Genomic DNA, 13,283 nt, shown 5'->3' with positions numbered 1-13,283 from the left:
GGATCAGCGTGGGCGCGGACCACCGCGGCCTAGTGCGCCACCACGACCACCACCCGGACGTCCACCCGAAGGCGGACCGGAGCGACGACGGCCGCCACCGCCGCCTCCACGACCGCCACCCAGAACCGGCGGACGCAGCGTCGACAGACGCGCTTCTTCGGAATGGAACGGATGATCGGTTACGACGGGAATGGGCTTGCCGATCTTCTTTTCGATATCCTTGAGCCATGCGCGCTGCTCGGCATCACAGAGCGATACCGCACAGCCCTCACGTCCTGCACGCGCTGTCCGGCCGATACGGTGGACGTAGGATTCCGGCACATTCGGCAGATCGTAATTGAAGACGTGACTGACTTCGTCCACGTCGATGCCACGTGCAGCAATATCCGTTGCAACGAGTGCCTTGATGGAACCGCTGCGGAAACCGGCCATGGCGCGCTCACGGGCACCCTGGGACTTGTTGCCGTGAATGGCTTCTGCCCGGATCCCGTTTTTGTTCAGGAATTCGGCAACCTTATTGGCTTCGTGCTTCATCAGCGTAAAGACGACAGCGCGGGCCACGCTCGGGCTTTCCAGCAGCATGAGAGCCGCATCTTTCTTGCTGCCCGAGTCAACGAACATGACAGCCTGACTGATACGATCAACCGTGCTCGACTCAGGCGTTACCTGAACCGTCGCCGGGTCCTTGAGCAGTGAATGAGCCAGATCGCTGATGGAGGACGGCATGGTAGCCGAGAACAGCAGGGTCTGACGCTGCTTCGGCAGCAGAGCCATGATGCGCTGGATATCGCGCACAAAGCCCATGTCCAGCATCCGGTCAGCCTCATCGAGGACGAGGATTTCGAGGCTGGAGAGATCGATGTACTTCTGGCCGATCAGATCCAGCAGACGCCCGGGCGCGGCAACGAGAACGTCAACGCCACGACGGGTGGCTTCGATCTGACGCCCCTGCCCCACACCACCAAACACGACGGCATAAGAGAACTTCATGTGCCGCGCATAGGCAGCGAAGCTCTCACCGATCTGGGAAGCCAGTTCGCGTGTCGGCGCAAGCACCAGAGCACGGACACCTTTCGGCGGCGCAGGCCGACGATTTGAGAAAATGTGGTTCAGGATCGGCAGTGCGAACGCTGCAGTCTTGCCCGTTCCGGTCTGGGCGAGACCCAGAAGGTCACGTCCTTCAAGAAGGTAAGGGATGGCGCCAGCCTGGATCGGCGTTGGCGTAACGTAGCCTTCTTCAGCAAGGGCCTTCTGAATTGGCTCGGCAAGCTTGAGTTCAGCAAAACTGGTCATGGACCTCTCCTTTGAGACGGCAAGGTCATGCTCAGGCAACCGCACCGCTATATAATCTGCCAAGCCACTGGCCGCAGGCATTCATGGCAAATGACAGTACTCTCTGGGTCGCCTTTAAAGCCGGGCCTGAAACAGGCCCGGACAAAAGAAATCGGCTGGATCATGAGATCGTCATTACACTTCAGCAAACTGGCCCTGAAGTGCTCGTGGGATGTAGGACAACATTTGTCCCATTGCAAGGAGACAGCAAAGCCCCGCTTGGAAAAGCTATTGTTATTTCTTGAGATTTTGCAATCAAGAGAAGCAGTCGTATTGAGCCACTGCATCAAGAGGCAAAAATCCGCCTCGTGGCTGAGGTGACGATGCCTCACGTCCGAGCGCTACGAACATCACAATCTCATGATCCTTCGGAAGATTGATAATCTTTCCGACCTGCTCGAAATCGAACCCGTCCATGGGACAGGTCTGCAGACCATGTGCCGAAGCGGCCATCATGAGGGCATAGGCCGCGAGACCGCAGGAACGGAGCCCTTCGTCCCGCTGCACCTGTTCATGTCCTTCATAATAGGACCGGATCATTTTGACGTATCCGTCCCGTACGGATTCGGGCGCATCCTTCCAGTACCGGGCGGGATCCTTCTCCCAGGCCTTGATGTCGGCACACATCACGATCAGCGCGGCACAGTCCTCGACCTGTGGCTGATTCCAGGCAGCAGCCCGGATCCGGCGACGCTGTTCCGTATCGCGGACGACAAGGAACCGGCAGTTCTGAATGTTGAAGGCGGTTGGAGCGTGACGGGCAGCGTCCAGAATGGCCGTCAGTTCTGCGTCGGGAATCCTGTATTCCGGATCAAAATGCTTGGTGGCACGACGCGATGCGATGGCCTGAAGGATTTCGCTCATGAATTGAAAGCTCCGCTCTGACTGCTACGTAATCAGACCCTGACGAAACAGAATCCGTGTCTGAGTTTAACCGGGTCCAGGAACGAAGGTTGCAAAGTGTGTATGAAACTCAGTGGCCCGCCCGCTTGAGAAGAAACATGGCCTGCTCGCCAAACAGATTGGCAAGCCTGATGGAGCGGCGCCAGGGAGCGCGAGCTCCGTCCTCGTCAATCGCCAGCCACTGCTGAACGACATAGCCTTCCTCTTCGCAGAGCAGGAGAAAATCCTGGATCGTGCAGGGATGGATGTTCGGCGTCGAATACCAGGGCGTATTCCACACAGGCGTCATCGGCATCCGGCCGGTCGTCAGAAGCTGGAGCCTCAGTCGCCAGTGACCGAAATTGGGGAAAGAGACGATGGCGTGACGTCCAATCCGGAGCATCTGCCGCAGGACCTCACGCGGACGCTCGACGGCCTGTAGCGTTCTTTGCAGGACCACATAATCGAACGTATCATCCGGATAATCCGCCAGATCATGATCCGCATCGCCATGCATGACCGGCAGGCCATGTGCGACGGACTGCGTGACGTTCTGCATATCGATCTCGATCCCGCGGGCGTCGCAGGACCGTGTGCGATACAGATAGTCGATCAGCGTGCCATCCCCGCTGCCAACATCAAGAACGCGGGCTCGTGGTGCGATCATTTCGGCGATGAGCCGCTGGTCCACACGCATCAGCGGTTTCCCTCCAGAAGGGCCGCATGTTCGGCTGCGCCATTGATGAAGCCCTGGATCGTCCGGTCGAAATCCGGCTCGTCCAGCAGGAAGGCGTCATGCCCGCGATCACTTTCGATTTCGACAAAAGAGACGTTTGCCCCTGCCCTGTTAAGTGCACGAACCAGCAGACGGGACTGAGATGTCGGGAAAAGCCAGTCCGAACTGAAAGACACGACACAGAAGCGGGTCTGCGAGTTCCGGAAGGGATTGGCGAGATCACCGTCATGCTCGGCGGCCAGATCGAAATAATCCATTGCCCGCGTAATGGTCAGATAGGAATTGGCATCAAACCTGCGCACGAAGGTTGAGCCCTGATGCCGAAGATAGCTCTCAACCTCGAACATTTCGCCGAACAGTGAAGGGCTGCTCGATGCAGGAACGGCCGTTGCAGCATCGTGCCGGACGCGCCGCCCGAACTTGCGGCTGAGCGCTTCTTCGGAAAGATAGGTGATATGCGCCATCATCCGCGCAACACCGAGACCCCGTGCGGGGATGGCGCCGAAATCCCTGTAATGGCCGTTATGCCAGTCCGGATCGGCGAAAATGGCCTGCCGGCTGACTTCGTTGAACGCGATATTCTGGGCCGAGTGGAACGGAGATGTTGCGATCGGCATGACGGCGAACACACGGTCAGGAAAATCGGCAGCCCAGGTCAGGGCCTGCATCCCGCCCATGGACCCACCGATGACCGCAAACAGACGCTCAATGCCTAAGTGATCAATCAGCTTCGCCTGAGCTGCCACGATGTCATGCATGGTGATGGGCGGAAACTCACTGTCCCACGCCTTCCCGGTTTCTGCACAGATTGATCGCGGACCAGTCGTGCCCATGCAGCCGCCAAGAACATTGGAGCAGATCACGAAATACCGATCCGTATCGATCGGCAGACCAGGCCCCACCATCCGGCTCCACCAGCCGGGCTTTCCGGTCAGAGGATTTTTCTCTGCCAGATACTGGTCACCGGTCAGGGCGTGGCAGACCACAATTGCATTGTCCCGCTTTGGCGAAAGCGTCCCATAAGTGCAGTAAGCGATCTCCAGAGGCGCAAGATGCACACCACATTCCAGATCGAGACCGCTCTCCAGTCGCACGGTCCGGTGTGTGTAAACCGGACCATCCGCAATGGTCGGTGACGCGCTGATGTCCATCCCTAACCCGCCTCTGATGCCACGCGTGAAGGCAGCATGCCTTCGGGCGCCACGGTATGGCATCGCCGGGCGATACGATCAAATCTCTTTTGGGTTGACGATCAATTAACGACTTGAAGAAAGTTAAAAAAACGTAAAAAACTAATGCATGTCGAATGCGTTCTCCCGTGCCCCATCTGAGACCTCACGGACCTGGCCGTTTCCGGTTGATGCGTCTCCGCTGCAGATTTTGGGCCATTCCGGAACTTTCGACGCATTCTATTACGTCAAGACCAACCCCGATCTGAAGACGCTGGGAACAGCGGTTCTGCAGCATTATCATCAGCATGGGTGGCGTGAGGGTCGCAAACCCAACCCGTTCTTCGATCCACACTGGTATCTGAGCCAGAACCGTGACGTCATCGGTGATCCACTGCTGCATTATGTTCTACGGGGAGAACGCGAAGGCCGACGCCCGATCGCGTGGTTCGATCCTGTATGGTACGCGCGCACCTATCCCATCCCGGAAGGAATGCTGGCGCTCGCACATTACCTGTTGAACCGGCACAATACGCCCCTGCGTCCGATACCGGAGTTCGATCCGGATTTTTATCTGCGCTCATATCCGGATGTCGCGAACGCAGGTCTGGATGCACTCGAACACTACATGATCCAGGGTTTCCGGGAGGCGCGGAAACCTTTTGACGGATTTGACCCTCTTTATTACCGCCGCAAATACCTACGTCATTCTCCTGACAGCAATCCGCTGCTGCACTACCTGGAAAATCGCAACCGGCCCGACGTTCATCCGAGCAGCCCGGAAACCGAAATATCCGTCTTCGGAGAAATCAAGCGCAGGAGCAAACCCGGACCGCTCTTCGAAAAAACCCGCCCGCTGCCGAAAAGCGCCATCCGTCGCGCGCGGGTTCTGGCCTATTATCTTCCGCAGTTTCACACCATTCCCGAAAATGATGCCTGGTGGGGTGAAGGCTTTACGGAATGGACCAATCTGCCCCGTGGGATCCCCCGCTTTTCGGATCATTACCAGCCACGCATTCCGCGGGATCTTGGTCATTACACACTGAATTCACCGGAGATTCTCGAGCGGCAGGCTGCCATGGCCCATGCCGCCGGAATTGAAGGCTTCATTTTCTATTTTTACTGGTTCAACCGCAAACGCCTGCTGGACCAGCCTCTGGAAATCCTGCTGGCCAATCCACAGATCGAGCTTCCATTCTGCCTCATGTGGGCGAATGAGAATTGGAGCCGCCGCTGGGATGGCTCGGAAAACGATCTGCTGATCGCGCAGGATTACCGCCCCGAGGATGATGAAGCCCTTGTGGACTGCTTCGCCCGGTATTTGCGGGATTCCCGTTACATCCATTTCGATGGCCGTCCTGTTCTCATGGTCTATCGGCCGGGCACCATTCCGGACGCTCCGGCCGCATTCGCCAGATGGCGTTCGATGTTCCGAAGCCGGCACGGGATGAACCCGCTTTTTGTCATGGGACAGGCATTTGGAGACGAAAATCCGGATCTTTTCGGGCTCGATGGTGCCATCGAGTTTCCGCCTCACAAGGTCGTCTCGGGCTGCAACCTACTGAATGATGAAATCAGGCTGTATGATAATGAATTCAGTGGACAGATTTATGATTATGGCGAAGTCGTAGACGTATCCCTGGCACAGCCCAAGACACCGTTCCCGCTTATCCGAACCGCCGCGCCGTCCTGGGATAATGATGCGCGCCGGCAGGGAAAAGGCCTCGTTCTGCACGGCTCGACACCGGAATTATACGAACGCTGGCTCAGCGGCCTGATCGAACAGGCCCAGACGCGCACGTTTTTCGGCGATCCCGTCGTCTGCATCAATGCCTGGAACGAATGGGCTGAAGGCGCCTATCTGGAGCCTGATCAGCATTTCGGGAGCGCCTATCTGAATGCGACAGCCCGGGCCTGCACCGGTTTCAGCAGAAATCATTCACGCTCAAGACTTCTTCTGATTGGTCATGATGCCTTTCCAGCCGGGGCCCAACGCCTCCTTCTGGAAACCGGGCGAACATTGAAGCGCAGCTTCGGAGCAGACATCCAGTTCATCCTGCTCGCAGACGGCGCCTTGCTTGATGAATATCGCAGCGTTGCACCGACCGAGATTCTTTCCCCGGACACAGCCACGACGACAGCCCGGTTGACCCATTTGCAGAAGCAGGGCTTTCAGTCCGCAATCATCAACAGCGCCGCGTCTTCTTCCATCGTTGCCGATCTCGCGGCCGCGGACATTGGCTTCGTCTTTCTCATTCACGAACTCCCTGCCCTGCTTCGCAGCCGCAACCTGACAGCCTCGATGGAAAACGCCTGCGCACGCGCAAGGCACGCAATCGTTCCAGCTGAAAGCGTAGCGAGAAAACTTGGCCTGGACGGCCCTAGGAATTTGAAAATCTTACCGCAGGGTCTCTATAACTCGGCCCCTTTTTCCGTACAGGCACGACAGAAGATCCGGAAACAGATGGGTTTCAGCCTGTCGGACCGGGTTATCATGGGCGCTGGCTACGCAGACCTGCGAAAAGGCTTCGATCTCTTCCTGCAACTCTGGCGCAAAATGGATGGTCGAACACACTACATATGGCTGGGTAATATCGACATCGCATTAAAGAACAGTCTGCATGTCGAACTGGAAACCGCCCTTTCCAGCGGCACATTTCATATGCCTGGCCAGGTAGAGGATGTGCCTGCCTGGCTGGCTGCCGCCGACGTCTTTGTCCTGCCTTCTCGTGAAGATCCATACCCGTCGGTTGTGCTGGAAGCCCTTGCCTCCGGGCTCCCCTGTATTGCTTTCGATGATGCTGGCGGAATCCCCGACCTGCTGCGGGATGGCGCGACAGCCCCCGACACCCATAGCCGGGTCGTTCCCTTCGCAGACGTTCCGGCTATGACCAGTGCGGCTGAAGAACTGGCAGAATGGTCCCTCATGCGCCCCGCCAGGGAACGCCAGAAAACCGCACGCGCCGCGCAGCGCCGTTTTAGCTTTAAGCCGTATGCAAACGAGCTCCTAAGCCTTGCTTTGCCTGCTGTTCCGAAGATTTCTGTTGTGGTTCCATCCCATAATTATGCGCGCTACATGAGCAGTCGGCTGTCTTCAATTTTCGCCCAGACAGTCCCGGTTCTTGAAGTGATCGTCCTGGATGATGCGTCGGACGATAACAGTCTGGAAATCGCTCGCCAGACCGCCAGGGATTGGGATCGGGACATCACATGTATCGAGAACACCGTTGCTTCCGGCTCTGTTTTTCGACAGTGGCATAAGGCCCTCAAAGTCGCCCGTGGTGACTGGATCTGGATTGCCGAGGCCGACGATTTCTGCGAGCCGGATTTCCTGCAGAACATCATGGATGGCATCAAAGATAATCCATCGGTCGTCATGGCTTTCACGGACAGCCGTGCTGTCGATGAAAACGGTTCTCCGATTTTCGCGTCCTATCGCGCCTATTATGCCGAAAGCGCCGGCCTGCTTCTGGAAAATGACAGTCATTTCACCGGGGAAAGTTTTCTCCGCGGATGTCTGTCAGAACGCAATCTTGTCCTCAATGTAAGCAGCGCACTTTTTCGGAAAGAAAGCCTCCTGACGGCCATCAAGACCTGCCAGAAAGACCTGCAGATCCTGCGTGTCGCGGGGGACTGGCGTATTTACCTGGAACTTCTGTCTCAGAAGAACGCCGAAGTCATATACATTGCCAAACCGCTCAATATTCATCGACGACATGCCGATTCAGCGACCCATACGCTCAATCGACGAAATCACGTTGAAGAGATTACTTATATGCACGGTCTGATCGCAAGCCGCCTCGCACTTCCTGAAACACAAATATCCCGACAAAAGCGCTATTGCACCATGCTGGAACGGCAGTTTGGTCTTGTCCCCAAGACTGGTGCAAACAAAACCATCTCGCTTTCCTGATCACAAACAGGCAGAGCAATCAGGAGGCCGCGCCCCTGTTAACGGCAGCATTCTAAGCATAGCTTTAACGTGTTACGCACGAACAGCTGATCAATCCTTATCAGCACATTCCATCAAGCAACACGTTCAGCGCAGCCAGAACCGGCTCTGATCCGACCTTTTCTTCCAGAAGCTGGCCATTGATCGCCAACATTGCCAGCCCGTGCACCTGTGCCCAGCTTGCTGCCGCCAAAGCGTCGATGGCTATCGGACGGAAAGAGCCGTCCTTCTGTCCCTGTTCAAGAAGTTGCAGAAGTATACTGAATGTCTTCATGGCGGCAGCATGCAGATCAGGATCCATTGACTTGTCTGCATCTGCACTAAATATCAAACGATAAAGGCCAGCATTACATAGGGCAAAATCAATACAGGCCTGCGCTCCGGCAATAAATTGCTCGCGTACGGAAGACTGGATCAAGGACATGGCCTGCGTCATGCTTTCCCCAAGCTGGACGAAGCCCAGACGGGCCAGTTCCCTCAGGAGATCCTCACGGTCGCGAAAATGCTTGTACGGAGCCGCATGACTGACACCGGTACGACGCGCGACTTCGCGAAGCGTGAAAGTCCAATTCTGATCCGTGGCCAGCATGGCGAGAGCCGTGTCGATCAGGGCACGACGCAGATCGCCATGATGATAGGGGCGTTCTTTCGTTTCACTCATCCGTGAGGCTCATGTTTACAGAAGAAACTTTTATTGACGCCAGATCATAATGCTCCATATCCTGCCTTCACAAGTTTCTCCTGTAAACATGGAGGACGCAATGTCCGATACTGTTTCAGCAAACACCAAGCCGACTGACCTCCACACCATTCTTGACCGTCAGCGCACTGCATTTTTGCGCTTTGGCCCACCCAGCTTGAAAGAGCGGCAGGCAGATCTGCGCCGCCTGAAAGCAGAAATCCTGGCGCGGCGAACAGACATTGTTCAGGCTTTGAAAAAGGATTTCGGTCAACGTTCGGAGCGCGAAAGCGCCATCGTGGAACTGATCCCTCTGGTTCAGTCTATCAATTACATGATCCGGAATCTCAGAAGCTGGATGAAGCCGGAAGGGCGGCATGTTACCCCATACTTCCAGTTCGGTCGCGCCTGGGTGACCCGTCAGCCAGTCGGCGTTGTAGGCATTATTGCGCCCTGGAATTATCCGGTCTCACTGGCTCTTGTTCCTTTGGCAACAGCCATTGCCGCCGGAAACCGAGCAATGCTCAAGCCATCGGAAATGACCCCGGACACCTCCCTGGTCGTTGCCAAGATCGTTCAGGCTGTCTTCCCGCCTGAGCAGGTTTCTGTCGTGACCGGAGATGCCGAACTGGGCGCTGCGTTCTCAGCTCTGCCATTCGATCATATCCTCTTCACCGGGAGTACGGCGGTCGGAAAGAAAGTTGCAGCCGCAGCAGCCCGCAACCTGACGCCCGTCACGCTCGAACTCGGCGGAAAGTCGCCGGTAGTAATCGAGCCCGGCTTTTCCATTCAACGAGCAGCGGATCGGATAGCATTCGGCAAACTGACTAACGCCGGACAGACCTGCATTGCTCCCGATTATGTCCTGCTCCACGAAGACGATCAGGATGCCTTTGCAAAAGCCTATCAGGACGCTGTACAAAAACTTTATCCAGGCGGTTACGCCGGATCAGCGGATTATACGGCCATCCTCAATCAACATCATTATGAACGATCTGATCCATAATGCCGCAGAACACGGCGCCCGCGTTCTCCGTCTGGGAGACAACGCAAATGACAGCCATGTTCTTGCTCCTGTCCTGATTCTGAACGTCACACCTCAGATGTCAGTCATGCAGGAAGAAATTTTCGGCCCTGTTCTGCCAGTGCTGACCTACAGAAATCCTGATGAAGCCATCGCTTTCATCAACGCACGTCCACGGCCTCTGGCACTCTATTACTTTGGAGAAAACCGCACTGAACGGGACAGGCTTCTCAGACGAACGGTTTCAGGAAATGTCACGATCAATGGCACCCTGATGCATTACGCGCAGGACGATCTTCCTTTTGGCAGCATCGGAGATAGCGGCATTGGGGCTTATCACGGAAAAGAAGGCTTTATCGCCCTTACCCATCCGCGTGGAGTTTACAGACAAGGGCGCGTTAATGCGACAACACTCCTTCGGCCACCATTCAATAGACTGACTGACATTATTACTGATCTTATTTTGCGGTAAGTAAATACGCCCTTCAGCAATTTCCATCTGAATGCAAAAAAACCCGCTGGTCAGGGACCGAGCGGGGTTTTTCGAAGATGGTTGCGGGGGCAGGATTTGAACCTGCGGCCTTCAGGTTATGAGCCTGACGAGCTACCGGGCTGCTCCACCCCGCGGTGGTGTTTTTGATGTTGGGGATTTGTTGTGGTGTGTTGGGTAGGCTGGGGGACCTGGCGGCGACCGACTTTTCCGCACCTTAAGGTGCAGTATCATAGGCGCTGAGGGATTTCACGGCCGAGTTCGGGATGGGATCGGGTGTAGGGCCCTCGCAATGGCCACCAGGTCTTCCAGCCCACCCTGTCTTTTGAGAGAGGGTGGTGGTTGGTGCGTTGTGAAGAGTGTGGCTGATTTCTGTGCATGTGTTTTGGAGTGAGAAGTATGAGCGATTAGGACCGGTTAGCTGCATGCATTACTGCACTTTCACACCCGGCCTATCAACGTGATGGTCTGTCACGGCTCTATGAGACCTCGTTTTGAGGTGGGTTTCCCGCTTAGATGCTTTCAGCGGTTATCCCGTCCATACTTAGCTACCCGGCTGTGCCACTGGCGTGACAACCGGTGCACCAGAGGTATGTTCATCCCGGTCCTCTCGTACTAGGGACAAATCCTCTCAAGTCTCTTACACCCACGGCAGATAGGGACCGAACTGTCTCACGACGTTCTAAACCCAGCTCACGTACCACTTTAATCGGCGAACAGCCGAACCCTTGGGACCTGCTCCAGCCCCAGGATGTGATGAGCCGACATCGAGGTGCCAAACCTCCCCGTCGATGTGGACTCTTGGGGGAGATCAGCCTGTTATCCCTAGAGTACCTTTTATCCGTTGAGCGATGGCCCGTCCACGTGGGACCACCGGATCACTATGGCCGACTTTCGTCTCTGATCGAGCTGTCACTCTCACAGTCAGGCGGGCTTATGCCATTGCACTCGACAGCCGGTTTCCGACCGGCCTGAGCCCACCATCGCGCGCCTCCGTTACACTTTGGGAGGCGACCGCCCCAGTCAAACTGCCCACCATGCAGGGTCCCGGACCAGGCTTACTGGTCTCGGTTAGACATCAGAAAAATTCAGGGTCGTATTTCAAGGATGGCTCCACCCAAGCTGGCGCCTGGGTTTCAAAGCCTCCGACCTATCCTACACAGAATGTCTCTGATGCCACTGCAAAGCTGCAGTAAAGGTTCATAGGGTCTTTCCGTCTGACCGCGGGTACCCCGCATCTTCACGGGGAATTCAATTTCGCTGAGTTGATGCTGGAGACAGTGGGGAAGTCGTTACGCCATTCGTGCAGGTCGGAACTTACCCGACAAGGAATTTCGCTACCTTAGGACCGTTATAGTTACGGCCGCCGTTTACCGGGGCTTCAATTCAGTGCTTGCACACCTCCTCTTAACCTTCCGGCACCGGGCAGGCGTCAGGCCCTATACGTCATCTCACGATTTCGCAGAGCCCTGTGTTTTTACTAAACAGTCGCTACCCCCTGGTCTGTGCCACCCAATCATGGTTGCCCACGGTTGGGTCTCGTTTATCCCGAAGTTACACGAGCAATTTGCCTAGTTCCTTCAGCATCGTTCTCTCAAGCGCCTTGGTATTCTCTACCAGTCCACCTGTGTCGGTTTCGGGTACGGTCTATACGCCAGAGCTATTTCCTGGAATGATTGAAAAGCCTGTTCAATCCGTTAAGGACAGACAACATCTCTCATTCGTCACTTCTGGCAGGCCCAGTAATATTCAACTGGTTCCCATCGACTACGGCTCTCGCCCTCGCCTTAGGGGCCGGCTCACCCTGCGTGGATTAACCTTGCGCAGGAACCCTTGGACTTTCGGCGACAGTGTTTCTCGCACTGTTTGTCGCTACTCATGTCAGCATTCGCACTTCCGATATCTCCAGAGAGGGTCACCCCGTCTCCTTCGCAGACTTACGGAACGCTCCGCTACCGCGCATACAAAGTATGCACCCACAGCTTCGGCACGTGGCTTGAGCCCCGTTACATTTTCGGCGCAGGGTTTCTAATAGACCAGTGAGCTATTACGCTTTCTTTAAAGGATGGCTGCTTCTAAGCCAACCTCCTGGTTGTTTTGGAATCCCCACATCCTTTCCCACTTAGCCACGATTTAGGGGCCTTAGCTGGTGGTCTGGGCTGTTTCCCTCTCGACAATGGACCTTAGCACCCACTGTCTGTCTGCCGGGCTATACTCCTGGGTATTCGGAGTTTGGTTAGGTTTGGTAAGGCTTTGGGCCCCCCTAGCCCATCCAGTGCTCTACCCCCCAGGGTAAACACCCGACGATCTACCTCAATAGATTTCGCGGAGAACCAGCTATCTCCGAGTTTGATTGGCCTTTCACCCCTAGCCACAGCTCATCCCCGACTTTTTCAACAGGCGTGGGTTCGGCCCTCCAGTGCGTGTTACCGCACCTTCAGCCTGGCCATGGCTAGATCACTCGGTTTCGGGTCTTCTGCCAGCAACTCATTCGCCCTATTCAGACTCGCTTTCGCTACGCCTACACCTAACGGCTTAAGCTCGCTGCAAACAGAAACTCGCTGACCCATTATACAAAAGGTACGCCGTCACCCCATAAGAGGCTCCGACTGCTTGTAGGCGTCCGGTTTCAGGTCTCTTTCACTCCCCTCATCGGGGTGCTTTTCACCTTTCCCTCACGGTACTTGTTCGCTATCGGTCACTAAGGAGTATTTAGGCTTGGAGGGTGGTCCCCCCATGTTCAGACAGGGTTTCACGTGCCCCGCCCTACTCGAATCCTCATCAGAACACTACGCTTACGGGGCTATCACCCATTCTTGCCGGACTTTCCAGACCGTTCAGCTTCTTCCTGATCAGGCATTGGCCTGCTCCGCGTTCGCTCGCCACTACTAGCGGAATCTCTGTTGATGTCTTTTCCTCCAGGTACTGAGATGTTTCAGTTCCCCGGGTTTGCCTCATACACCTATGTATTCAGTGCATGATCCTCTTGCGAGGGGGTTGCCCCATTCGGACATCCACG

General features: G+C 55.9%; 6 protein-coding genes, 1 tRNA gene, 2 rRNA genes and 1 pseudogene (1 of these 10 cut by a window edge). 2 read left to right on the top strand and 8 right to left on the bottom strand.

Features of this window, described 5'->3' with window-relative positions; genetic code table 11:
* Window positions 1–3: 3 nt before the first annotated feature.
* From ACJ2A4_RS00065 to ACJ2A4_RS00050, 4 genes are all read right to left on the bottom strand, one after another.
* Window positions 4–1,293 carry a DEAD/DEAH box helicase gene (locus ACJ2A4_RS00065; RefSeq protein WP_408873114.1) on the bottom strand — a complete coding sequence of 430 codons (1,290 nt, stop codon included), beginning with the start codon at window positions 1,291–1,293 and terminating at the stop codon, window positions 4–6.
* Between the two features lie 294 nt (window positions 1,294–1,587).
* Window positions 1,588–2,196: a nitroreductase family protein gene (locus ACJ2A4_RS00060; RefSeq protein ID WP_408873113.1), complete on the bottom strand. Its 609-nt coding sequence runs from the start codon at window positions 2,194–2,196 to the stop codon at window positions 1,588–1,590.
* 109 nt (window positions 2,197–2,305) lie between these two features.
* Window positions 2,306–2,911: a methionine biosynthesis protein MetW gene (gene metW, locus ACJ2A4_RS00055; RefSeq protein ID WP_194258905.1), complete on the bottom strand. Its 606-nt coding sequence runs from the start codon at window positions 2,909–2,911 to the stop codon at window positions 2,306–2,308.
* Entirely contained in the window at window positions 2,911–4,101 is a 1,191-nt protein-coding gene (locus ACJ2A4_RS00050; protein WP_408873112.1) for a homoserine O-acetyltransferase, read from the bottom strand. Before ACJ2A4_RS00050 ends, metW begins: the two co-directional genes overlap by 1 nt.
* Before the next feature lie 148 nt (window positions 4,102–4,249).
* Here ACJ2A4_RS00050 and ACJ2A4_RS00045 point away from each other — a divergent pair, with 148 nt between their 5' ends.
* Entirely contained in the window at window positions 4,250–8,032 is a 3,783-nt protein-coding gene (locus ACJ2A4_RS00045) for a glycoside hydrolase family 99-like domain-containing protein (protein WP_408873111.1), read from the top strand.
* A 100-nt stretch (window positions 8,033–8,132) separates the two neighbouring features.
* Here ACJ2A4_RS00045 and ACJ2A4_RS00040 read toward each other — a convergent pair whose 3' ends face one another.
* Window positions 8,133–8,732: a TetR/AcrR family transcriptional regulator gene (locus tag ACJ2A4_RS00040; RefSeq protein WP_408873110.1), complete on the bottom strand. Its 600-nt coding sequence runs from the start codon at window positions 8,730–8,732 to the stop codon at window positions 8,133–8,135.
* Window positions 8,733–8,820: 88 nt separating this feature from the next.
* On the opposite strand from ACJ2A4_RS00040, the pseudogene ACJ2A4_RS00035 reads away from it, so the two are divergent.
* A pseudogene (locus ACJ2A4_RS00035) lies at window positions 8,821–10,246 on the top strand (coniferyl aldehyde dehydrogenase).
* A 78-nt stretch (window positions 10,247–10,324) separates the two neighbouring features.
* Here the strand turns inward: ACJ2A4_RS00035 and ACJ2A4_RS00030 are convergent.
* The 3 genes from ACJ2A4_RS00030 to ACJ2A4_RS00020 all read right to left on the bottom strand — a co-directional run.
* Window positions 10,325–10,401 (bottom strand) — tRNA-Met (locus ACJ2A4_RS00030).
* Between the two features lie 52 nt (window positions 10,402–10,453).
* Window positions 10,454–10,568 (bottom strand): 5S ribosomal RNA (gene rrf / locus ACJ2A4_RS00025).
* Between the two features lie 83 nt (window positions 10,569–10,651).
* A 23S ribosomal RNA gene (locus ACJ2A4_RS00020) occupies window positions 10,652–13,283 on the bottom strand (it continues 104 nt past the right edge of the window).

Source organism: Gluconobacter roseus, from assembly GCF_046058915.1.
Taxonomy (GTDB): Bacteria; Pseudomonadota; Alphaproteobacteria; order Acetobacterales; family Acetobacteraceae; genus Gluconobacter; species Gluconobacter roseus_A.
This window is presented reverse-complemented; position numbering and strand designations above follow the sequence as displayed.

What these genes read in the sequence shown, in the direction of transcription:
- ACJ2A4_RS00050 (WP_408873112.1), bottom strand. Translation starts at nt 4,101, where the DNA reads ATGGACATCAGCGCGTCACCGACCATTGCGGATGGTCCGGTTTACACA.
- metW (WP_194258905.1), bottom strand. Translation starts at nt 2,911, where the DNA reads ATGCGTGTGGACCAGCGGCTCATCGCCGAAATGATCGCACCACGAGCC.
- ACJ2A4_RS00040 (WP_408873110.1), bottom strand. Translation starts at nt 8,732, where the DNA reads ATGAGTGAAACGAAAGAACGCCCCTATCATCATGGCGATCTGCGTCGT.
- ACJ2A4_RS00045 (WP_408873111.1), top strand. Translation starts at nt 4,250, where the DNA reads ATGTCGAATGCGTTCTCCCGTGCCCCATCTGAGACCTCACGGACCTGG.
- ACJ2A4_RS00065 (WP_408873114.1), bottom strand. Translation starts at nt 1,293, where the DNA reads ATGACCAGTTTTGCTGAACTCAAGCTTGCCGAGCCAATTCAGAAGGCC.
- ACJ2A4_RS00060 (WP_408873113.1), bottom strand. Translation starts at nt 2,196, where the DNA reads ATGAGCGAAATCCTTCAGGCCATCGCATCGCGTCGTGCCACCAAGCAT.